13 protein-coding genes and 1 tRNA gene are annotated in these 21,611 nt (G+C 67.6%); 6 read left to right on the top strand and 8 right to left on the bottom strand.

Translation table 11 applies throughout. The annotated features are described in order from the left end of the window. Positions 1–63: 63 nt before the first annotated feature. Positions 64–2,163: an ATP-dependent DNA helicase RecG gene (recG, locus tag AC27L4_RS21210; protein WP_487144346.1), complete on the top strand. Its 2,100-nt coding sequence runs from the start codon at positions 64–66 to the stop codon at positions 2,161–2,163. A gap of 30 nt (positions 2,164–2,193) precedes the next feature. On the opposite strand, the gene AC27L4_RS21205 is transcribed toward recG, so the two are convergent. From AC27L4_RS21205 to AC27L4_RS21185, 5 genes are all read right to left on the bottom strand, one after another. Continuing rightward, positions 2,194–2,946 carry a DUF502 domain-containing protein gene (locus AC27L4_RS21205; RefSeq protein ID WP_487144345.1) on the bottom strand — a complete coding sequence of 251 codons (753 nt, stop codon included), beginning with the start codon at positions 2,944–2,946 and terminating at the stop codon, positions 2,194–2,196. Between the two features lie 173 nt (positions 2,947–3,119). Next, the gene (gene glmS, locus AC27L4_RS21200; RefSeq protein WP_487144344.1) at positions 3,120–4,943 is read right to left on the bottom strand and encodes a glutamine--fructose-6-phosphate transaminase (isomerizing); all 1,824 of its coding nucleotides are present in this window, start codon (positions 4,941–4,943) and stop codon (positions 3,120–3,122) included. Between the two features lie 121 nt (positions 4,944–5,064). Next, entirely contained in the window at positions 5,065–5,667 is a 603-nt protein-coding gene (locus tag AC27L4_RS21195; protein ID WP_487144501.1) for a PopZ family protein, read from the bottom strand. A 265-nt stretch (positions 5,668–5,932) separates the two neighbouring features. Beyond that, positions 5,933–7,324, bottom strand: a complete 1,392-nt coding sequence (locus tag AC27L4_RS21190) for a TolC family outer membrane protein (protein WP_487144343.1) — start codon at positions 7,322–7,324, stop codon at positions 5,933–5,935. Between the two features lie 201 nt (positions 7,325–7,525). Next, positions 7,526–8,179 carry a protein-L-isoaspartate O-methyltransferase family protein gene (locus tag AC27L4_RS21185; protein ID WP_487144342.1) on the bottom strand — a complete coding sequence of 218 codons (654 nt, stop codon included), beginning with the start codon at positions 8,177–8,179 and terminating at the stop codon, positions 7,526–7,528. 171 nt (positions 8,180–8,350) lie between these two features. Here AC27L4_RS21185 and AC27L4_RS21180 point away from each other — a divergent pair. Together AC27L4_RS21180 and AC27L4_RS21175 are read left to right on the top strand one after the other, a co-directional pair. After that, a tRNA-Cys gene (locus tag AC27L4_RS21180) sits at positions 8,351–8,424 on the top strand. A gap of 490 nt (positions 8,425–8,914) precedes the next feature. After that, the gene (locus AC27L4_RS21175; protein WP_487144341.1) at positions 8,915–11,518 is read left to right on the top strand and encodes an EAL domain-containing protein; all 2,604 of its coding nucleotides are present in this window, start codon (positions 8,915–8,917) and stop codon (positions 11,516–11,518) included. A gap of 4 nt (positions 11,519–11,522) precedes the next feature. Here AC27L4_RS21175 and prfB read toward each other — a convergent pair. The 3 genes from prfB to AC27L4_RS21160 all read right to left on the bottom strand — a co-directional run bounded on the left by prfB (position 11,523) and on the right by AC27L4_RS21160 (position 16,653). Continuing rightward, a protein-coding gene (prfB, locus tag AC27L4_RS21170) for a peptide chain release factor 2 (RefSeq protein ID WP_487144340.1) occupies positions 11,523–12,654 on the bottom strand; the annotation gives its coding sequence in 2 pieces (ribosomal slippage) (positions 11,523–12,584 and positions 12,586–12,654; 1,131 coding nt in all). Between the two features lie 99 nt (positions 12,655–12,753). Beyond that, on the bottom strand, positions 12,754–15,201 hold the full coding sequence (locus tag AC27L4_RS21165; RefSeq protein WP_487144339.1) for a penicillin-binding protein 1A: 2,448 nt from the start codon (positions 15,199–15,201) through the stop codon (positions 12,754–12,756). A 231-nt stretch (positions 15,202–15,432) separates the two neighbouring features. After that, positions 15,433–16,653, bottom strand: coding sequence for an N-acetylmuramoyl-L-alanine amidase (locus tag AC27L4_RS21160; protein ID WP_487144338.1), 1,221 nt, complete (start codon positions 16,651–16,653; stop codon positions 15,433–15,435). 713 nt (positions 16,654–17,366) lie between these two features. On the opposite strand from AC27L4_RS21160, the gene AC27L4_RS21155 reads away from it, so the two are divergent. From AC27L4_RS21155 to AC27L4_RS21145, 3 genes are all read left to right on the top strand, one after another. After that, positions 17,367–20,051 carry an Rne/Rng family ribonuclease gene (locus AC27L4_RS21155; protein WP_487144337.1) on the top strand — a complete coding sequence of 895 codons (2,685 nt, stop codon included), beginning with the start codon at positions 17,367–17,369 and terminating at the stop codon, positions 20,049–20,051. 154 nt (positions 20,052–20,205) lie between these two features. Further along, a complete protein-coding gene (locus AC27L4_RS21150; protein ID WP_487144336.1) occupies positions 20,206–20,784 on the top strand; it encodes a tetratricopeptide repeat protein in 579 nt (192 codons plus the stop codon). A 50-nt stretch (positions 20,785–20,834) separates the two neighbouring features. Beyond that, entirely contained in the window at positions 20,835–21,602 is a 768-nt protein-coding gene (locus AC27L4_RS21145) for an NAD kinase (RefSeq protein WP_487144335.1), read from the top strand. Positions 21,603–21,611: the final 9 nt, after the last annotated feature.

The raw sequence follows: 21,611 nt of genomic DNA, 5'->3' as shown, positions 1-21,611 counted from the left end.
CAATGCCCGGCCGTTTCCGGCCCGGCGCTTGCCCCGGCCGGCGCTTGCCCCTTCACTAGCCGCATGCGCCCGGCGATTCTCAATCCGCTCTTCGCTTCCGTCGCGACCCTTGCCGGGGTCGGCCCGGCGCGGGTCAAGAGCTTCGCGCGGCTGCTGGACCGCCCGGGGCCGGAGGGGCCGCGCGTCGTCGACCTGCTGTTCCACCTGCCGGTCAATGTGCTCGACCGCCGCCTGCGCCCCAAGCTGAGAGACGCCCCGCGCGACGTCCAGGTGATGGTCGAGGTGACGGTGGACCGCTACAGGCCGGGCGCGCGCGCCGGCGCGCCCCTGCGCGTCTACTGCCACGACGAGACCGGAGACCTGACCCTGGTCTTCTTCACGGCGCAGCAGGCCTGGATCGAGCGTTCCCTGCCGCTGGGCGAGCGGCGCTGGGTCTCGGGCAAGATCGAGCTCTATGACGGCATGATGCAGATGGTGCATCCCGACCGCATCGTCGACGAAGCCGGTCTTGCCGCCCTGCCCGCCGTCGAGCCGATCTATCCTCTGACCGAGGGCCTCGGCGCCCGTGCCGTGCAGAGGGCGGCCGGCGATGCCGCGAACCGGCTCCCTGCCCTGCCCGAATGGCAGGATCAGGCCTGGATCAGGGCACGCGCCTGGCCGCCCTTCGCGCAGGCCCTCGCCGCGCTGCACCGGCCGGAGACGCCGGAGGCGCTGGCGCCCGATACGCCGGCCCATGCCCGCCTCGCCTATGACGAATTGCTCGCCTCGCAGCTGGCGCTGGTGATGGTGCGGGCGCAGATGAAGCGGCTGGGCGGGCGCTCCACCCTCGGCGACGGCCGCATTGCCCGCCGCATCGAGGCCGCCCTGCCCTTCTCGCTCACCGGCAGCCAGACGACGGCGCTCGCCGATATCCGCGCCGATCTCGCCGCCGAGACGCGCATGCTGCGCCTGCTGCAGGGCGATGTCGGCTCCGGCAAGACCGTGGTGGCTCTGCTGGCCATGGCGACGGCGGTGGAGGCCGGCCGGCAGGCGGCGATCATGGCCCCCACCGAGATCCTGGCCCGCCAGCACCTCGCCACCATCACGCCGCTGGCCGAGGCGGCGGGCCTGCGCGTCGCGCTCCTGACCGGCCGCGACAAGGGGCGCGAGCGAGCGCGCATCCTCGAAGCTCTCAAGGCCGGCGAGATCGATATCCTGGCGGGCACGCATGCCCTGTTCCAGGAGGGGGTCGAGTTCCGCGACCTCGGCCTCGCCGTCGTCGACGAACAGCATCGCTTCGGCGTGCACCAGCGCCTCGCCCTGGCCAAGAAAGGCGAGGCGGTGGACGTTCTGGTGATGACGGCGACGCCGATCCCGCGCACCCTGGTGCTGACCTATTTCGGCGACATGGATGCCTCGTCGCTGACGGAAAAGCCGGCCGGCCGCAAGCCGGTGGATACCCGCCTCGTCTCGCTGGAGCGCATGGAGGAGGTGGTCGCCGCCATCGGCCGGATGCTCGCCACCGGCGCCCGGGCCTATTGGGTCTGTCCGCTGGTCAGCGAATCGGAAGAGCTCGACGTCGCCGCCGCCGAAGACCGTCACCGCGATCTCGCCGGCGTGTTCGGCCCGGCCGTCGGCCTGCTGCACGGGCAGATGAAGGCCGCCGACAAGGACGCCGCCATGGCGCGTTTCGTGGCGGGAGAGACCCGCCTTCTGGTCTCGACCACGGTGATCGAGGTCGGCGTCAACGTGCCGGAGGCGACGGTGATGGTGATCGAGCACGCCGAACGCTTCGGCCTGGCGCAGCTCCACCAGTTGCGCGGCCGCATCGGCCGCGGCGGCGAACGCTCCACCTGCCTGCTGCTCTATCGCGGCCCGCTCGGCGAGACGGCGAAGCAGCGCCTGGAGATCATGCGCGAGACCGAAGACGGGTTTCGCATCGCCGAGGAGGACCTGCGGCTGCGTGGCGAGGGCGACCTGCTCGGCACGCGCCAGTCCGGCACGCCCGGCTTCCGCCTGGCCCGGCTGGAAGCCCATGGCGCGCTGCTGGCCGCTGCGCGCGACGATGCCCAGTTGATCCTTCAGCGCGACCCGGATCTCACCGGCGAGCGCGGCGAGGCACTGCGCACGCTGCTCTACCTGTTCGAACGCGACGAGGCCGTGCGGCTGCTCAGGGCGGGGTGAAGACCCCCAAGCAGGTTCTCCCGATCCTGCTCAGGCGTCCTCGCGGTCGCCGGTCGTCAGCGCCATCTCCCCGATCGGCGGAGGCTTGGCCGGCGGACCGTGGTCGGTGAGCGAATCGGGCTGGATCAGGCCGGCGGAAATGACCAGCTTCGTGCCCTCCTCCACCGAGATCGGCAGCTCGATCACCCTGGCCCGCGGCAGCAGGAAGAAGAAGCCGGTGGTCGGGTTGGGCGCGCAGGGCATGAACACCGACACCCAGTCTTCCTCGGCTCCCCCCGGCAGCAGGTGTTCGATCGCCGGGCTCGGGTCGGCCGAGATGAAGACCACCGACCATGCCCCCTGCGGGAACTCGACCAGCCCCACCTTGCGGAAGGAAGTGCCCGATTGCGAGAAGATCGTGGTGAAGACCTGCTTCAGCGCCTTGTAGATGCCGCGCACCACCGGCATGCGGTCGAGCAGCGTCTCGCCGAACCGCACGAGCGAGCGCCCGATCAGGTTGGCGGCGAGGAAGCCGATCAGGGTCAGGCCGACCACGGCCACGATCAGGCCGAACCCCGGAATGCGGAACGGCAGATAGGTCTCGGGCAGATAGGTCGCCGGAATATACGGCGTCACCCAGCCGTCGACCCACTTGATGAAGCTCCAGGTGAGGTAAAGCGTGATCGCGACCGGGCCGGCCACGATCAATCCGGTCAGGAAATAGCTGCGCAGGCTGCCGAAGCGGGTCGGCCGCAGCGGCTGCGGGCTCCCGATCGGCATGATGGTCTCGGCTTTCTTTGCCATGCGCCATTCCTAAGCAGCTTCCCGGGCTCTCGCCACGATAGACTTTGCATTCTCGATGCAAAATCAACGCTGCTCAACTCACGGTGTAAGCAGGTTCGAAAGAACCTGCTTAGCATGCGACCGCGTCGATTTGTCGATGGCCGCGAGCCGGAATTGCGTCGACGAAAGGCAACCTATTCCACCGTGACGCTCTTGGCGAGGTTGCGCGGCTGGTCGACGTCGGTGCCCATCACGATGGCGGTGTGGTAGGCGAGCAGCTGGATCGGCACGGAATAGACGATCGGCGTCAGCGTCGAGGGCATTTCCGGCATCACCAGCGTCTTGAGTGTCGCGACCGAAGCGGCCTCGGCGCCCTTGGCGTCGGTGATGAGGACGATGCGGCCGCCACGCGCCGCGACCTCCTGCATGTTCGAGACCGTCTTCTCGAACACGGCGTCATGAGGGGCGATCACCACCACCGGCAGCGTCTCGTCGATCAGCGCGATCGGGCCGTGCTTCAGCTCGCCGGCGGCATAGCCCTCGGCGTGGATGTAGCTGATCTCCTTGAGCTTCAGCGCGCCTTCGAGGGCCAGCGGGAAGCTGGTGCCGCGGCCGAGATAGAGCACGTCGGTCGCCTTGGCGATGTCGCGGGCCAGCACCTCGATCTCGTGCTCGAGGCGTAGCGCCGTCGCCATCAGGCCCGGCGCCTCGATCAGGGCCTGCGCCAGCTGCTGCTCCTCCTCGGGCGAGACGAAGCCGCGGGCCCGACCGGCACCGATGGCAAGGCAGGCCAGCGCCGTCAGCTGGCAGGTGAAGGCCTTGGTCGAGGCCACGCCGATCTCGGGGCCGGCAAGGGTCTGCACCACCACGTCGCATTCGCGGGCGATGGTCGAGGTCGGCACATTGACCACCGCGAGCGTGTGCTGGCCGTGCTCCTTGCAGTAGCGCAGGGCCGCCAGCGTGTCGGCGGTCTCGCCCGACTGGGATACGACGATGGCGAGGCCGCCCTTGTCGAGCGGCGCCTCGCGGTAGCGGAACTCCGAGGCGATATCCACGTCGACCGGGATGCGTGCGAAGCGCTCGAACCAGTACTTGGCGCACAGGCCGGCATAGGAAGCCGTGCCGCAGGCCGAGATGGTCAGCCGCGGCAGGGCGCGCCAGTCGAACGGCAGGCCCGGCAGGCGGATGGTGCCGTCGGCCATGTCGACGAACGAAGCCAGCGTATGCGACACGACTTCCGGCTGCTCGTGGATCTCCTTGGCCATGAAATGGCGGTGATTGCCCTTGTCGACCAGCAGCGCCGAGGCGGCGCTCTTCAGGATCGGACGCTCCACCGGCTGGTTCCGGGCATCGTAGATTTGGACGGAGTTGCGCGTCAGCTGGACGCTGTCGCCATCCTCCAGATAGGAGATCGTGTTGGTGAACGGGGCGAGAGCGATGGCGTCGGAACCCAGGAACATCTCCCCCGCACCATGGCCGATGGCGAGCGGCGAGCCGCGGCGGGCGCCGATGATCAGGTCGTGCTCGCCGTCGAAGACGAAACCGAGCGAGAAGGCGCCGCGCAGGCGCTGCAGGCTGGCCTGAACCGCCTCGATCGGCGTCTTGCCGGCTTGCAACTCGCGGGTCACCAGATGCGCCACCACCTCGGTGTCCGTCTCGCTCTGGAAAAGCACACCGCCGGCCAGCAACTCGTCGCGCAGCTCGCGGAAATTCTCGATGATGCCATTGTGGACCACGGCGAGGCGGTCGGTGGCGTGCGGGTGGGCGTTGGCCTCGCTCGGCCTGCCATGCGTCGCCCAGCGGGTGTGGCCGATGCCGATGCGTCCGTACAGCGGCTCGCGGTCGAGGCGGGCCTCCAGGTTGCGCAGCTTGCCCTCGGCGCGCCGCCGCGTCAGGCGGCCCTCCTCCAGCGTGGCGATGCCGGCAGAGTCATAACCGCGATATTCCAGGCGCCTCAGCGCCTCGACCAGCGGCAATGCCACCGCGTCCTTACCGAGAATGCCGACAATGCCGCACATGACGCACGTTCTCCTGATCGACTGAACTGCCTGCCGATAGCAGAACGGGCTTTAGAGGCTCCTAAGGCATTTGCTGAATCAAATCGCGTAACGCTTTATGACCAGTTGCAGAGCCGTCGGCTCAGCGGCCGCCGCGGGAGACCCGTTCGATCTCGGCGCGCACCAGGCGTTCTACCAGAGGCGGCAGGTTGTCGTCGAGCCAGTTGCGGAGCATCGGCCGCAGCATGTCCTGCACGAGATCGTCCAGGGTCCGCGCATTCTGTGACAGGATGGTGTGGGTCAGCTTGCCGAATGCCGACGAGATCGCCGAATCCGTCGCCGTCGAAATCAGCCGCTCCTCGAACACGGCGCCCTGTTGCGAAGCGGGCGGGACCGGGGTGGCGCGAATCTGCGGCGCGGCGGACATGGTCGGCTCCTGCGGCGGCGTTGCGGCGGGGTGGGACGGCGGCGCCGGCTCGACGAAATCGATGTCGTCCGCCGCGGCCGGAGCCTGGGCGGCCATCGCCTCGGTCAGTTCCAGGACATCGGCCACCGGCCGGGCCTTGGCGGCCTCGGCCTCGTCGAAGCCGGCCAGCAGAGCATCGATGTCGTCCTGCCCCTGCGGCTGGGACGGAGGCGGCGAAGGCGGCGTGGCGACCGGCTTCGCTGCCGATATCTTAATCGGGGAAGGCTTCACGTCCTCTTCCGAAATGATTTTGCGGATCGAGGCGAGAATCTCCTCCATGGAGGGTTCCTGCACCTTCGACGGTGGATCGGATTTCATGAGAGGAAGGGACGACATCACCTGAAGATCCACAGCCGGCCGATGCGAGAATCGCACCACTGTTCCGCCGTACGCGTCACGAGTATGGCGCGGGGCAGACCGAAAGCAAGGAAGCCGCCGCGCCCTTTCCAGTGGTAATTTCGAACCGCGGCAGGACTTGCGTCACAGCGCCGGGAGGGAGATTCAGCCCCCCTCGCCGCGCCCGAACCGCCGCGCTTCGGCCCGCCTATCGACCGTCAGGCGTCTGCGTGCCGATCCACTTGTCGCGCACCTGATTGTAGTGCACCGCCGGGTCATAGTTCGCGACCTTCAGGCTGAGCGTCCTGGCGTTGAGCTTGCCGACGGAGGACAGGAGCGTGAAGGCGGCGACAACTCGGTCGCGCTGGGCGATGATCAGGTTGACACGCGAGTTGAGCAGGGTCTGCTGCGCGTTCAGCACGTCCAGCGTCGTGCGCTGGCCGACCTTGGCTTCCTCGCGCACGCCGGACAGGGCGACCTCATTGGCCTGGACCTGGGCCTGCGTCGCCTGGATCTGGGCCGTGGATGCCTCGAGATTGCCCCAGGCCGACACGACGGCGGCACGGACCTGCTCGCGCGCCACGTCAGCCTCGATCCGGGCCTGGCCGAGCGATTCCTTGGCCTGGCGAATCTGGGAATAGTCGACGCCGCCCTCATAGATCGGCACGCTCAGAATCGCTCCGACCTGCACGCTCGCCTGCTCCTTCAGGCCCGTCGACGGCTCCCACTGCTGCGAGACGGAGGCGTTCGCACTCAACGTCGGCAGCAAGGCCCCTTCCGCCACCTTTACCTGGGAGGCCGCGGCGTCGACTGCGTGCAGGGCCGACGTGATGGCAGGGTGGATCTTCAGGCCAAGATTGATGGCGGTGTCCTGATTCCGCGGCAACAGCTTCTCGATCGAACGGGCCGGCGCCAGGCGATTGGGCACGGCACCGATGACCTGGCGATAGACCGCGTTGGACGACTTCAGCTGGGCCTGCGCCGCCAGCATTTGCGAGCGTGCGCCGGCGAGACTGGCCTTGGCCTGCTCGACGTCGGTGCGGGTCACCTCGCCGACATTGAAACGGTCGGTGGTCTGCTTGAGCTGCTCCTCGAGCACGTCGACATTGTTCTGCTCGAGGTTGAGCAGAGCCGCGTCGCGCAGCACGTTCATATAGGCGGTGACGCCCTGGAGCAGCGTGTTCTGCTCGACATTGCGCAGTGTCTCGCGCTGGCTCAGGACGCCCGCCTCGGCCTGGCGCACCGAATTGCCGGTGCGGAAACCGTTGAACAGCGTCTGATTGACCTCGAGGCCGAGCCCGCGCGGAAACAGGGTATTGCTGTTCCACGCTCCACCGCCACCAATGACTTCGTTGGTAATTGGGTGCGTCAGCGTAAACGGCGACTTTGACCAGTTGCGCTGCACGCCTGCATTCGCGGTCGCGTTCACCGTCGGCCGATAGCCCGACAGGGCCTGCGGCACGTTTTCATCGAAGGCCCGGGCAGCGGCGCGCTGGGCGTTGAGCGTCGGGTTGGACATGTAGGCGCGAGCCAGCGCCCCATCCATGGTCTCCGCACGCGCCGACGCTACAAGGCTCACGAACGATGCACTCGCGAGCATGATCGTGAAAATCCGATTTGATTTCATAACGCAGCCTGACCCGCAATGCTTTGGGCGGTCGTGTCCGCCAGTTTATAAAGGAAGCTAACTCCTAATCGTTACCTCACCAACCCCGCCGTGTCCGCTGCCGGGATAAATCGTTCGTTGAAGCAAAAATGAGACAGTCCCCCGCTCACGGGGAATGCGGCGGCGGGGTGGGTATCAGAAGGCGAAGGCCGGCGGCCGCGCAAAGCCGGGGAGCGGCGGCAAGGCCGCGTCGAACACCTCCCGGCAGGAGACGTCGCGACCGCTCTTGAGATGAACGATGGCGCGGGCCGAACGCCCTTTCCCGACGACCGCCAGCAGGCGCCCTCCCTGGGCGAGTTGCTCGAACAAGGCTTGGGGTACCTGCTCGACCGAGCCCTGCAGCACGATGACGTCGTAGGGCGCGCCCTTGGCATAGCCGGCTTCGAGCGGCCCGGCCACGATGGAAACTTTGGCCTGGCCGGCCAGGGCGCGTGTCGCCTCCGCCACAAGCGCGGGATCGCTTTCCAGACCCACCACCCGGCCGGCGAGGGATGCGAGGATGGCGCTGGAGTAGCCGGTGGCGGTGCCGACATCGAGCACGGCCTCCTCCGCGCCGATGTGGGCCGCCTGCAGCAGCCTGGCCAGCACGGTCGGCTCGATCAGGAAGCGCGAGCCGCCGCCGCCGACGGCGATGTCCATGTCGAGATAGGCGACCGCCTGCCTGTCGGCGGGCACGAAGGATTCGCGCGGCGTCTTCAGGAATGCCTCCAGCACCCGCGCATCTGTCACGTCATTGGCGCGGATCTGGCAATCCACCATGGTGCGGCGCGCCTGAGCGGTATCGATCATGAACGAAGCCTCGTTGCCGGCCGTCGCGGCCTTGTCCGTTGTTTGCGGCAAGGCCCCGGAAAAGGCAAGCAAGCGGCGCGGCGCAGATGTCGCCGATCTTTTCATCAAACCGTGTTGTGCGGAGCGACGACGCTTGATATAGGCAGCGCGCGCCGGTCATTCGGCGTGGACGGCCACGTGGCGGAGTGGTTACGCAGAGGACTGCAAATCCTTGCACCCCGGTTCGATTCCGGGCGTGGCCTCCAAAGTTTCCCAGCAAATTCGATATTTACCGCCTCTGCTGGGGCGAGACTGACGAAGCCTCCAGGAAGATCGTCAGTGCTCCGCCAGTCCGGAGCCGCTGGAAACTCGCCGGCCCGGCCGACAGTATGCGACTCAAAACTCGTTCCCTTCCCGTTTGGCGTTCGTGTGTTCGTGCCCTGGCGTTCGCCCGTTCGCTTCCTTGCGCTCGCCTCAGGCGGATGACGGCGACATGGCCACGGCCTGGGCCAGTCCGACAAGGGTTCATCCAGCCGATTCCCACTCGGTGTCGCCTGGAATCGTGCCCGTGTCGCCCGTTGGCGGGACAGCCTCCTTCCACGAGCAGAGCATGCCCTGCGCTCCGTCGGCCAGGAATGGGCCCAAGCTTCTGACTGCCTTGACGAATTATGGCATTGGAGAATTGAGCAATCGGGCTATCCTGTCGCGGATCGGCCGGAAGGCGACGTCATCGGGTCGATGGGCGGAGAAGGCGGAATGGCCGGCGGCGTCGGAGAGAAGGCGCTCGAACTGATGCTGTATCCCGCGCTGGAGCAGGCGGTCGACGCCGTCCTCATCCTCGACGAGGCCGGCACAATCGCCTTTTTCAACGCTGCGGCCGAGCGACTTTGGGGCTATGGACGCGACGAGGTCCTGGGCTGCGACGCCCGCCTGCTCGCACCGGAATGGGTGCCTCCCGCACAAGGGCGATCCGGCGCGGACGGCGAGCGAGCCGAGCTGGTGATCGAGCGCAAGGACGGCTCCCGCGCCTGGGGCTCGTTGTCGCTGTCCAGGGTCGAGGCCGACGGCCGCACCCTGTACATGGCGTTCGTCCGTGACGTGACCGACGAGGTCCTGCGCCGGACGCAGCTCGACCTGCTCTCTCTCGTTGCCGACGAGACCGGCCGCATCGTCATCGTCACCGACGAGCACGAGCGTATCGTCTACGTCAATCGCGCCTTCTCCGACATCTTCGGATATGCCGCGGCCGAGGCCGTCGGCCAGCATCCCGTGGACCTGCTCGCCGGCGCATACACGAATCGGCGCCGGCTGACCCGGCTGCGCCGCCGCATCGGTGGCCGGGCCAGCGTGCAGGAAGAAGTCCTCGCCTATGACAGGAACGGCAACGAGGTGTGGGTCTCGGCCGCCGTCAATGCGGTGCGGACCAAGGACGGGTCGGTCCGCAACCTGATCGCGGTGCTGAGCGACGTCACCAAGAGCAAGCAGATCGAGGCGCTGCAGCATGTCATCATGGCGGCGCTGGCGGACGACAAGCCGATCACCGAAGTGATCGACCTGCTCTGCCGCCGCGTCGAAGTGATCGCACCCGACGTGATCTCGTCGGTGCTGCATGTCGATCCCGAGGGCCTGCTCCATCCCCTGGCAGGCCCAAGCCTGCCGGATTTCTATTCCCATTCGCTCGACGGCGTCGCCATCGGTCCGGAAGTCGGCACCTGCGGGACCGCCGCCTTCCGCGGCGAGGCGGTGCTGACGCTCGACATCGAGACGGATCCGCGCTGGGAGGCGCACAAGGCGACACCGCTGGCGCTGGGCCTGAGGGCCTGCTGGTCGACGCCGATCAAGGCGCGGGACGGACGGGTCATCGGCACATTCGCATTCTATTTCCGGCAGAGCCGGGGGCCGCGCCACTGGCACGAGACGATCGTCGCCGCCTGTGTCCATCTGTGCGCCCTTGCGATCGAGCGCCACGAAGCGCATGCCCAGATCGCCCGGCTCGCCTATTCCGACACGCTGACCGGCCTGCCGAACCGGGCGCAACTGCGCCGGGACGTCGACCGACTGCTGGAAGTCGGGCTGGCCGCGGGGCGCTCCGCCGCCTTCCTGTTCCTCGACGTCGACCATTTCAAGGACGTCAACGACACGCTCGGGCATTCCATCGGTGACGAACTGCTCGTCATCATCGCCCAGCGCCTGCGCAGCCAGCTCCGGCCCTACGACATCGTCAGCCGGCAGGGCGGCGACGAATTCGTCATCGTGCTGCCCGATTGCGACGCCGTCGGCGCGTCAGCCCTGGCCAGGCGCGTCCTCGAGGCGCTGCTGACGCCGACCCGGCTCGGTGTCAGCCTCCTGCCCGTTTCGGCGAGCATCGGCATCAGCCTGTTTCCGGATCATGGCAGGGATGCCGACACCCTGCTCAAGCACGCCGACGCGGCGATGTACGAGGCCAAGCGCGCCGGGCGTCACACCTATCGCTTCTTCAGCCCGGTGATGGTCCGGGCAACGGAGGACAGGCTCGCCAGCAGCGTCGCCTTGCGCCAGGCCCTGTCGAACGGAGAGCTGAGGCTGCACTACCAACCGCAGATCCGGCTGGACGACGGCCGCCTGCACGGCGTCGAGGCGCTGGCGCGCTGGCACGACCCGGGGCTGGGCGAGGTGCCGCCATCGAAGTTCATCGCCCTTGCCGAGGAATGCGGCCTGATCGAAGCCATCGGGCTGTGGTCGCTGGGGGAATCCTGCCGGCAGGTCGCCGCATGGCGCCGCGCCGGCATCGGCGTGCCGTGCGTCTCGGTCAACCTGTCGCCCGTGCATTTCCAGGGCGGCGATCTCGCCGGAACCATCGGCGCCATCCTGCGCATGCACGACCTGCCGGCGAGCTGCCTGGTGATCGAGATCACCGAAGGCGCCATCATGGACAAGCAGGCGCGCGTGGTGGAAGCGATGGCGGCGGTTCGCGATCTCGGTGTCGGCCTGTCGATGGACGATTTCGGCACCGGCTTCTCCAGCCTCAACCGGCTGGCAAATCTGCCGATCAGCGAGCTGAAGATCGATCGCAGCTTCATGACCGGCGTCGAAACCGAGCCGAGCGCCCTCGCCGTCGCCACGGCGATCATTCGGGTGGGGCAGAGTCTCGGCATGACAGTGGTGGCCGAGGGCGTGGAAACCGTGGGTCAGCGCCGGATCATGGCGGAACTCGGCTGCGACGTGGCGCAGGGCTTCCTCTACGCGCCGGCGCTGAAGCCTCGGGCCCTCGAGCAATGGCTGACCGAGCGCCACAGCGCCCGGCCGTCGGCCTGGCGCGACAGCCTCGAACGGCGCACCGCATCGGCCGGAACCGAAGCGGTGCGCGTCTGGCCTGCATGAGTCCTCAGTCGACGTCTTCCACCGCGTCCGGCCCGCCGCCATAGACGCGCTGGGCCAGAGCCGCCTGCATGAAGTCGTCGAGATCGCCGTCGAGCACGTCGGAGGGCGTACCTGAAGTCGTTCCGGTCCTCAGATCCTTCACCAGCTGATAGGGCTGCAGCACGTAGGAACGGATCTGGTGGCCCCAGCCGATATCGGTCTTGGCGGCATGCGTCGCCATCGCCGTCTCCTCGCGCCGCTTCAGCTCCGCCTCATAGAGGCGGGCCTTGAGCATGCCCCAGGCCGTGGCGCGGTTCTTGTGCTGCGACCGGTCCTGCTGGCAGGCCACGACGATGCCCGAGGGCAAATGGGTGATGCGCACCGCCGAGTCCGTCCGGTTGACGTGCTGGCCGCCCGCGCCCGAGGCGCGATAGGTGTCGATGCGGCAGTCCGCCTCGTTGATCTCGATGTTGATGGAGTCGTCGATGACCGGATAGACCCAGACGCTGGCGAAGGACGTATGCCGGCGCGCATTGGAATCGAAGGGCGAGATCCGCACGAGGCGGTGCACGCCCGATTCGACCTTGGCCCAGCCATAGGCCTTCTCGCCCTTGACCAGGATCGTGGCGGACTTGATGCCGGCAGTCTCGCCGTCCGTGAAGTCGATCAGCTCCACCTTGAAACGATGGCGCTCGCCCCAGCGGGTGTACATGCGCAGCAGCATGTTGGCCCAGTCCTGGCTCTCGGTGCCGCCCGCGCCGGAATTGATCTCGATATAGGTGTCGTTGTTGTCGGCTTCGCCCGAGAACAGGGCTTCGAACCGGCGCTGGGTCACCTCCTGCTTCAGTCCCTCAAGCAGGGTCTGCGCCTCGTCGACGATCGCAGTGTCGCCATCCGCCTCGCCCATCTCGGCGAGTTCGAGGGTCTCGGCCAGATCCTTCTCGATCTTGACCAGGGACGACAGCCTTTCATCGAGGTCGTTGCGCTCGCGCATGATCTTCTGCGCGCGCTCCGGCTCGTTCCAAAGGTCGGGCTGTTCGGACAGGTGGTTCAGTTCCTGGAGACGGGCGTAGGACGTGTCCCAGTCAAAGATGCCTCCTCAGCAGTCCCGCGGACTGCTTGATGTCGTCGGCAAGCGACAGGATTTCGGCGCGCATGGCTCTGTCTTCGATGAAGGAGGATGATCGCAGCGGAGATAGAGTGCCGCGCTGGTTTGTTCAAACCCTATTTGCGCGGCCCCTGCTCCGGCGGACGGGTCAATAGAGCCCGCCCGTCCCGGTGGTCACGGCGCGGTCGGCCTCCGGCGACACGCTGGCCGAGCCGCCGCCGATGATCGAATAGCTGTCGGGCGGCGCAGTGCCGGGCTTGAAGGCTTCGAGGATGGTCCCCGCCCCGTCGCCGCCGGCCCGCATGCCGCTCTTGCGGTCGATGCGGATCAGCTTGATGCCCGGCGGCACCCGGAAGGGAACGGGCGCGGCATCGGCCAGCGCCAGCTTCATGAACTCGCCGAAGACGGGCGCCGTCAGATGGCCGCCGGTCATGCCTTTCCCGAGCGGGCGGGGCTTGTCATAGCCGAAGTAGAGGCCGCAAAGCAGGTCCGGCGAATAGCCGACGAACCAGGCGTCCTTCTCGTCGTTGGTGGTGCCGGTCTTGCCGGCGATCGGCCGGTTGAGCGACTTGAGCACCGTCGCCGTGCCGCGCTGCACCACGCCTTCCAGCATCGAGGTGATCTGGTAGGCGGTCATCGGGTCGAGAACCTGCTCGCTGGTGTCGATCAGCTTGGGCTCGTCCTGATTCTCCCACTTGGCGGCGTCGCAGCCTTCGCAGATCCGTTCGTCGTGCTTGTAGATGGTGTTGCCCCAGCGGTCCTGGATGCGGTCGATCAGCGTCGGCTTCAGCTTGCGGCCGCCATTGGCCAGAATGCCGTAGGCGGAGGTCAGGCGCATCACCGTGGTCTCGCCCGCCCCCAGCGCCATGGACAGATAGGGCGGCAGATCGTCATAGACGCCGAAGCGGCGGGCATATTCGGCGATCAGCGGCATGCCCATGTCCTGAGCGAGGCGCACGGTCATGACGTTGCGCGAATATTCGATGCCGAAGCGCAGGGTCTGCGGGCCGTAGAACTTGCCGGAATAGTTTTCCGGCCGCCAGGCGTCGCCGCCATTGCCCTGGTTGACCTCGATCGGCGCATCCATGACGACGGAGGACGGCGTGTAGCCGTTGTCGAGCGCGGCGGCGTAGATGAACGGCTTGAAGGAGGAGCCGGGCTGGCGCATCGCCTGGGTGGCGCGGTTGAACTCGCTCTGGTCGAAGGAGAAGCCGCCGACCAGCGCCAGCACCCGGCCCGTGTGCGGGTCCATCACCACCATGGCTCCGGAAATCTCAGGAACCTGGCGCAGGCGGTAGGTGTTGTCGCCGCGCGGCTCGACATAGACGACGTCGCCGGAATGCAGCACCTGGCTGACCTTGGTGACGGCGCGGCCGCGCTGCGCTCCCTCCGCCGCCTTGGCCCATTTGACCCCGTCCAGGGTGACCGTGCCCGTCGGCCGCTCGTTCGACAGGCTGCCGAACTTGTCGAGCGGCGGCTGCAGGCCGACGCGCGCGGAGGTGTCGGCTGCCTCGAGCACCACGGCGAGCCGCCAGGGCTGAATGTCGCCCAGCCGCTTCTCGCCGGCGATCGCCTTGCCCCAGTCGTCGCCGATATCCACGGTCTTGATGGCGCCGCGATAGCCCCGGCTCTCGTCGTAGCGCACCAGCCCGTCGACCAGCACCTTCCGCGCCTCCTGCTGCAGCTTGGGATCGACGGTGGCGCGGACCGACAGGCCGCCCTCATACAGCTTCTTCTCGCCGTAGCGCTCGGCGAGCTCGCGGCGCACTTCCTCGGTGAAGTAGCTGGCGGCGAAGGTGCGCGAGCTGTCGAGCATGCGCGGATCGACGTTGAGCGGCTCGGCCTTGGCCTTCTCGCCGTCTTCTTTGGAGACGAAGCCGTTCTCGACCATCTGGCCGATCACCCAGTTGCGGCGGTCGAGCGCGGCCTGGCGCTGGCGGATCGGATGGTAGTTGTTCGGTCCCTTGGGCAGGGCGGCGAGGTAGGCGGCGTCGGCGATGGTCAACTCGTTGACCGACTTGCCGAAATAGTTCAGGGCCGCGGCGGCGATGCCGTAATTGCCCATGCCGAGGTAGATCTCGTTGAGATAAAGCTCGAGGATCTTGTCCTTCGAATAGGTCTGCTCGATGCGCAGCGCCAGCAGCGCTTCCTTGATCTTGCGGACATAGCTGGCGTCGGGCGTCAGCAGGAAGTTCTTGGCGACCTGCTGGGTGATGGTCGAGGCGCCCTGCGGGCGCTTGCCCGAGCCGCGGTTCTGGAAGTTGATGACGATGGCGCGCAGCACGCCCTCCGGATCGACACCGCTGTGGGAGTAGAAGTTCTTGTCCTCGGCCGCCATGAAGGCGTTGATGACCAGTTGCGGCACCACCTGGATCGGCAGGTAGAGGCGACGCTGGTTGGCATATTCGGCCAGCAGCGTGCCGTCGGCCGCGTGCACGCGCGTCATCACCGGCGGCTCGTAGTCCTGCAACTGGGAATAGTCGGGCAGGTCCTGGGTGTTGACCCAGACGACATAGCCGACGACGGTCGCGCCGATGAGCGCGAGCAACGAGCCCGTGGAAAACAGGAAGCCCAGAAATCGAACCAGAAGTCGCATCAGCCGTCTTCACCACCGTGCCCGCCGCCGGGTCGCCCCGCGTCGCAGCAAATAAACCTAGACTATCACGCCGCACACCCCCGACCAATCCACCCGGGCGATGCAGCGGTGCAAACCGCCGCCGCGGAACGAAGTCCACGCCCGGCGCGGCCGTGAGGGCCGGCCGCCACCGGCCGCTGATGCACCGGGTTTATGGAGAAACTGCGGCCCGCGTCCCGGCAAAGCGCGGAATCAATTCGACGTTGCCCTTATGTCGCGATGCCGGGAGGCGAAGAAGGCGTCGATCGCGGTCAGCGCCGCATCGGTCACCTGCCCGCGCCAGTCGTCCGACATCAGGAGCTGGGCGTCCTGCTTGTTGGAGAGATAGCCGAGCTCGAGCAGGACCGAGGGCACGTCCGGGGCCTTGAGCACGTGGAAGCCGGCCGAGCGGTGCGGGTTCTTGTTGAGCGTGGCCGCGACGCGGAACTCGTCGATCAGGAGCTTGGCGAACTGGTTGGAGAACGACTTCGTCTCGCGTCGGGTCAGATCGATCAGGATGTCGGCGACGTCGCCGGGCTCCGCCGACAGGTCGACGCCGGCGATGGCGTCCGCCAGGTTCTCCCGCTCGGCATAGCGGGCCGCCTCGGCGTCGGAGGCCTTGTCGGAGAGCGTGTAGACGGTCGCGCCGCGCACGCCGAACGGATTCGGCAGTGTGTCGGCATGGATCGAGACGAACAGCGCCGCGCCCTTCTGCCGGGCGATCTCGATCCGGCCGGGCAAGGTGACGAAGGTGTCGTCCTGGCGTGTCAGCACCGCCTTGTAGCGCCCGGTCGCGTCGATCTTGGCGGCGAGCATGCGGGCGAATTCCAGCACGATCGCCTTTTCCTGCTCCCCCGATGCGGTGACGGCGCCGGTGTCGATGCCGCCGTGGCCGGGATCCAGCACCACCACCGGCAGTCCTTCCGGCTTGGCCAGGGGCGCCGCCGGCGCGGCGATGCCGGCGGTCCGGTCGGCCGCCGCCCCGCTCGCCGCCTTGCGCTGCGCCGTGGCCTCCTGCAGGAACACGGCACGGTCGCTCTTGATCAGGTCGATCACCAGGCGAGCCGGCTGATCGTCGGCGGCGGGCAGCAGAAACGCCTTGTCGATCACCGCCGGCCCGGCGAGGTCGAGCACGATGCGCGACTTGCCCGGCGCGATCAGGCCGAATCGATAGGCGGAGACCAGGCCCCTGCCCTTCCGGCCGATGTCGGAGGGCATGGCAAAGCCGATCTGCGGCAGATCCACCACCACCCGGTAAGGGTCGGCGAGCGTGAAGGCGTGAAACTCGACCGCACCGGAAAGGTCGACGATCAGCCGCGTGCGCCTGGCATCGCCGGCGACGCGGGCATCGGTGGCGCGGATCTCGGCGACGGGGTCAGGTTGCGGCGACTCGGCGGCGCGAGCCGGGCCGACGGTGGCAAGAACGCTGAACAAGAGGACTAGATGCCAAATTCGCCGCATCGGCCGACTGTCTCCGCCACCCCGGCCGAAATCCCGATGGCCCATTGAATCAGGTTGCTCCGGCGCCGTAAAGATCGTCAGCCGGAGGCGCCGCCTCCAGCCCCCCTCCTGTGGCATGCATGGCACAGGCTTCGGAAATCCTTGCCAAGACGGTTGGCGTACCGGTAATAGTAATTTCGCTCTCGATATGCTTTTCCGGAAGTGTCGAATTCGAGCGTCGGCGCCCGCCGTTCTGATCCAGTGCCTCGCTGATGCGCGCGGATTTGTTCGGTTGCGGTGCAAGGGCGGCATCGTTCCTCCGCCCATGGCGCGATCTTGAGAGAATCCGGAAGATCACGAGTGGTGCGCGGGCCGCCATGGCTCGGACGGGCGCGAGCGCCCGTTGGACTGGAGTCTCACATCACGCGCCGGGAGCGCCGCCGCGGAATCCTCCGTGGCACGAACCGGTGATGGAGTGATGCACACAGTCGCATCTCCCGGACAAGACGTGTTTCCGGCAGGAGCGGTCCGATCAGGACGCGCCCTGGGCGGAGCGTCGCCGTCCGACGGCAATCATGCCGCACCGACCCCCAACAGCAACAGCAACAGGACGGGCGCCAGCCTTCGGCGCGGTCGGCAGGGTCGAGGATTTCCTTCTCCCGGTTGCCGGTCGCGGACACATGGCCGCGCCCCGGAGAGAGAGGCCCATGGCGAACAAGATGCTCATCGACGCCGCCCACCCGGAGGAGACCCGGGTCGTGGTGGTGCGCGGCAACCGGGTTGAGGAATTCGACTTCGAGGCCGCCAACCGCAAGCAGCTGCGCGGCAATATCTATCTCGCCAAGGTGACCCGGGTGGAGCCGTCCTTGCAGGCGGCGTTCGTCGAGTACGGCGGCAACCGCCACGGCTTCCTGGCCTTCTCGGAGATCCATCCCGACTATTACCAGATCCCGGTCGCCGACCGGCTGGCGCTGCTGGCCGAGGAGCGGCGCGCCCATCGCGACGAGGACGACGACGAGGAGAACGGCCGCGGCCGGGACCGCGAGCGGCGGCGCGGCCGTTCCAACAAGGACCATGGCAAGGGCGAGGCGGCCGAGGCCGAGAACGGCGAGACCGTGTCCGAGGCGGCCGAGACCGTCGAGGCGCCGGCCGCGGCTGAGCAGGCCGAGCCGGCTGCCGAGGCCGGCACCCCGATCGACGACAACGCCCCGACCGGCGGCGAGATCGTTGAGGTGGGCTCGGGCAGCGATCCCGAGCATGTCGAGGCGCTCGGCAGCGGCGACGCGCTGGAGGACGTGCCGGAGCGCACGCAGCGCAGCCGCAGACAATACAAGATCCAGGAGGTGATCAAGCGCCGGCAGGTCCTGCTGGTGCAGGTCGTCAAGGAAGAGCGCGGCAACAAGGGCGCTGCGCTCACCACCTATCTGTCGCTCGCCGGCCGCTACTCCGTGCTGATGCCCAACACGGCGCGCGGCGGCGGCATCAGCCGCAAGATCACCAACACCGTCGACCGCAAGCGCCTGAAGGCCGTCGCCGCCGAGCTCGACGTGCCGGACGGCATGGGCGTCATCCTGCGCACGGCCGGCGCCGCCCGCACCAAGGCCGAGATCAAGCGCGACTTCGAATATCTGCTGCGCCTGTGGGAGAACGTGCGCGACCTGACGCTCAAGTCCTCGGCGCCGACCCTGGTCTATGAGGAGGGTTCGCTAATCAAGCGCTCGATCCGCGACCTCTACAACAAGGACATCGACGAGGTGATCGTCGCCGGCGACGAGGGATATCGCGAGGCCAAGGAGTTCATGCGCATGCTCATGCCGAGCCATGCCAAGAACGTCCAGGCCTACAAGGATGCAGCCCCGCTGTTCCAGCGCTTCGGGGTGGAGACCCAGCTCGATGCGATGTTCTCGCCGCAGGTGACGCTGAAGTCGGGCGGCTACCTCGTCATCAACCAGACCGAGGCGCTCGTCTCCATCGACGTGAACTCCGGCCGCGCCACCCGCGAGCACAACATCGAGGACACCGCCCTCCGGACCAACCTGGAGGCGGCCGAGGAAGTGTCGCGCCAGTTGCGCCTGCGCGATCTCGCCGGCCTGATCGTCATCGACTTCATCGACATGGAGGAGAGCCGGAACAACCGCGCAGTCGAGCGCAAGCTCAAGGACTGCCTGAAGAACGACCGCGCCCGCATCCAGGTCGGCCGCATCTCGCATTTCGGCCTCCTGGAGATGTCGCGCCAGCGCATCCGCACCGGCGTCCTGGAATCGTCCACCGAGCTCTGCCCGCATTGCGGCGGCGCCGGCCACGTCCGGTCCGTCACCTCGGTCGCCCTGCACATCCTGCGCGCTCTCGAGGACCAACTCCTCAAGAGCGCGACCCACAACCTCTTGCTGCGCACGCGCACCGGTGTGGCGCTCTACGTGCTCAACCACAAGCGGAGCCACCTGCATGCGCTTGAAGTGCGTTTCGGCGTGACCATCACGCTCAACGCCGACGAGACCATCGTCGGCAACCAGAACTACCTGATCGAGCGCGGCGACCTGGCGACCCCGGTCGAGCCGCGACCGGCCGGGCCGGTTGCGAGCGTGCAGGTTGATTCGCTGCCGCCGGAGGAGGAGGAGGTCGAGCCCGACGCCGAGGGCGAGGAGGAGGACGAGGTCGAAGCCGCCGAAGCGCCCCGCCAAGGCCAGCGCGACCATCACCAGCGTGGTGGCGACGGCGAGGGTGAAGGCCGCCGCAAGCGGCGCCGGCGCCGGCGCCGCAAGGGTGGAGGCGACCAGCAGGCCGAGGGGCCCGCGCCGGTTGCCGAGGCAGAGGCAGCCGAAGCGACGGCGGAGGCAGCCGAGGTCGAGGTCGAGGCGGAGGACACGGCGGCACCGGTGGCCGCGGTGGAGGAAGAGATCGTTGTCGAGGCGGTCGCCGCCGAGCCGGTCGAGGCCGCTGCCGTGCCCGAGCCCGCGGAGCCGAAGGCCGCCACGCGCCGTCGTGGACGCCGGACCGCCCGGACCGTGCAGAGCGAGGATCAGGCCGTGGCATCGCCCGCCCCGGCCGAGCCTGCGACCGCCGAGCCTGCGCCGGCCGCGGAAGCCGAGCCGGCCGCCGAAGCCGTGGCGGAGAAGAAGCCGCGCCGCCGCGGGCGTCGCGAGGTGCCGATCGCCGTGCCCGCAGCCGAGGAAGCCAAGCCGGAGATCGCCGTCGAGGCCGTTCCGGTCCCTGCCGAGGCGCCGGTTGCAGCCGAAATGCCCGCCGCTGACCAGACGCCCGAGCCGGCTGCCGAGCCGGCCGCGCAGGCATCGGCGCGCGAGGTTGTGGTGTCCAACCCCGACGCCTATGTCTATGTCGACGCGGTCGACCCGACCAAGCCGAAGAAGGCCGGCTGGTGGTCGAAGCGCTGACGGCGCGGACTGCCTGAACCAACGCCATCCCCGCCAAGGCGGGGATGGCGCGCTCCTCTGCAGCTGCCGGCAATATCGCCGGGACAGGGGATGGCGCCGATGACGCTTCGTCGCTAACATCATGACTGTCGATCTTGCGCCGCAGGAGGGGACGATGCGCCTCTGGATCCGTCTGGCACTCGCCGTCGCGCTCGGCGCCGGCGTTCCGGCCCTGGCTTTCGCCATGGGGTCCGAGCCGCCGCCCGAGACCGACGCCAAGCCGACGGAGTGCAAGGAAGCCGACAAGACCAAGTGCCCGGCCGCGCCCGAGAAGGAAACGGCGTGCAAGGAGGCCGACAAAAGCAAATGCCCGGCCTCGGGCAAGCAGAGTTTCCTTGATCGCTATCACGACGCCGTGGCGCTGATCGATGCCCACCGCTATGACGAGGCCCTCGTGGCGATGCAGACACTCGACGACGGTTCCTCGGCCGACGTCATCAACTATATCGGCTACATCAATCGCAAGCTCGGCCATATGGCGCAGGCTCAGATGTATTATGAAGCAGCGCTGCGCATGAAACCCAACCATCGCGGCGCGTTGCAATATTACGGCGAGTGGTATTGCATGATGGGTAACCTGGACAAGGCGAGACAGAATCTGTCGACGATCGGCACGGTCTACGGCAAGGACACCAAAGAATACGCTGCTCTTGCCAGGATGATCGACGAGACTGCGGCCAAGATCAGGTCCTGACATCGGCATCAACCCACCGGGTCGCGCATCTTCCATCTCAGCGGGTTGACATGTCCTTCCAACGGATCGCCTTCGTTGCGAGCGCGACGCCGGCGGCGCGCAAGGCGCTGAAGGTGTTCGTCGAGCGTTACGGCAACGCTTCGCTCCACGACGCCGACGTCGTCGTCGCCCTGGGCGGCGACGGCCTGATGCTGCAGACGCTGCATCGTCTGATGGACGCCGACACGCCGATCTACGGCATGAACCGCGGCTCCGTCGGCTTCCTGATGAACGAGTACCGCGAAGACGGCTTGCTGGAGCGCCTGGCGGCGGCCGAGCGCAGCGTCGTCCATCCGCTGTCGATGAAGGTGGAGGATGTCGACGGCATCGTCACCGAAGCCTATGCCATCAACGAGGTGTCGCTGCTGCGCGCCGGGCCGCAGGCGGCCAAGCTGCGCATCTCCATCGACGGCCATGTCCGGCTCGACCATCTGATCTGCGACGGTGTGGTGGTGGCGACGCCGGCCGGCTCGACCGCCTACAACCTCTCGGCCAACGGGCCGATCCTGCCGCTCAACGCGCCGCTGATCGCGCTGACCCCGATCTCCGCCTTCCGGCCGCGCCGCTGGCGCGGAGCGATCATTCCGCAGGAGGCACGGATGGCAATCGACGCGCTCGAGCCGAGCAAGCGGCCGGTGAATGCCGTCGGCGATCACAACGAAGTGAAATCGGCCCGCCGGGTCGAGATCGCCATGGATGCGTCGATCGATCTGGTCATGCTGCACGACCCCGGCCATTCATTGGATGAACGTATTCTGCGTGAACAATTCGATTGGTAGACGTTTCGC

The sequence above is a fragment of the Labrys sp. Lb11 genome, assembly GCF_057554225.1.
The sequence above is the reverse complement of the archived record's forward strand: the minus strand, read 5'-3'. Positions and strand labels throughout refer to the sequence as shown.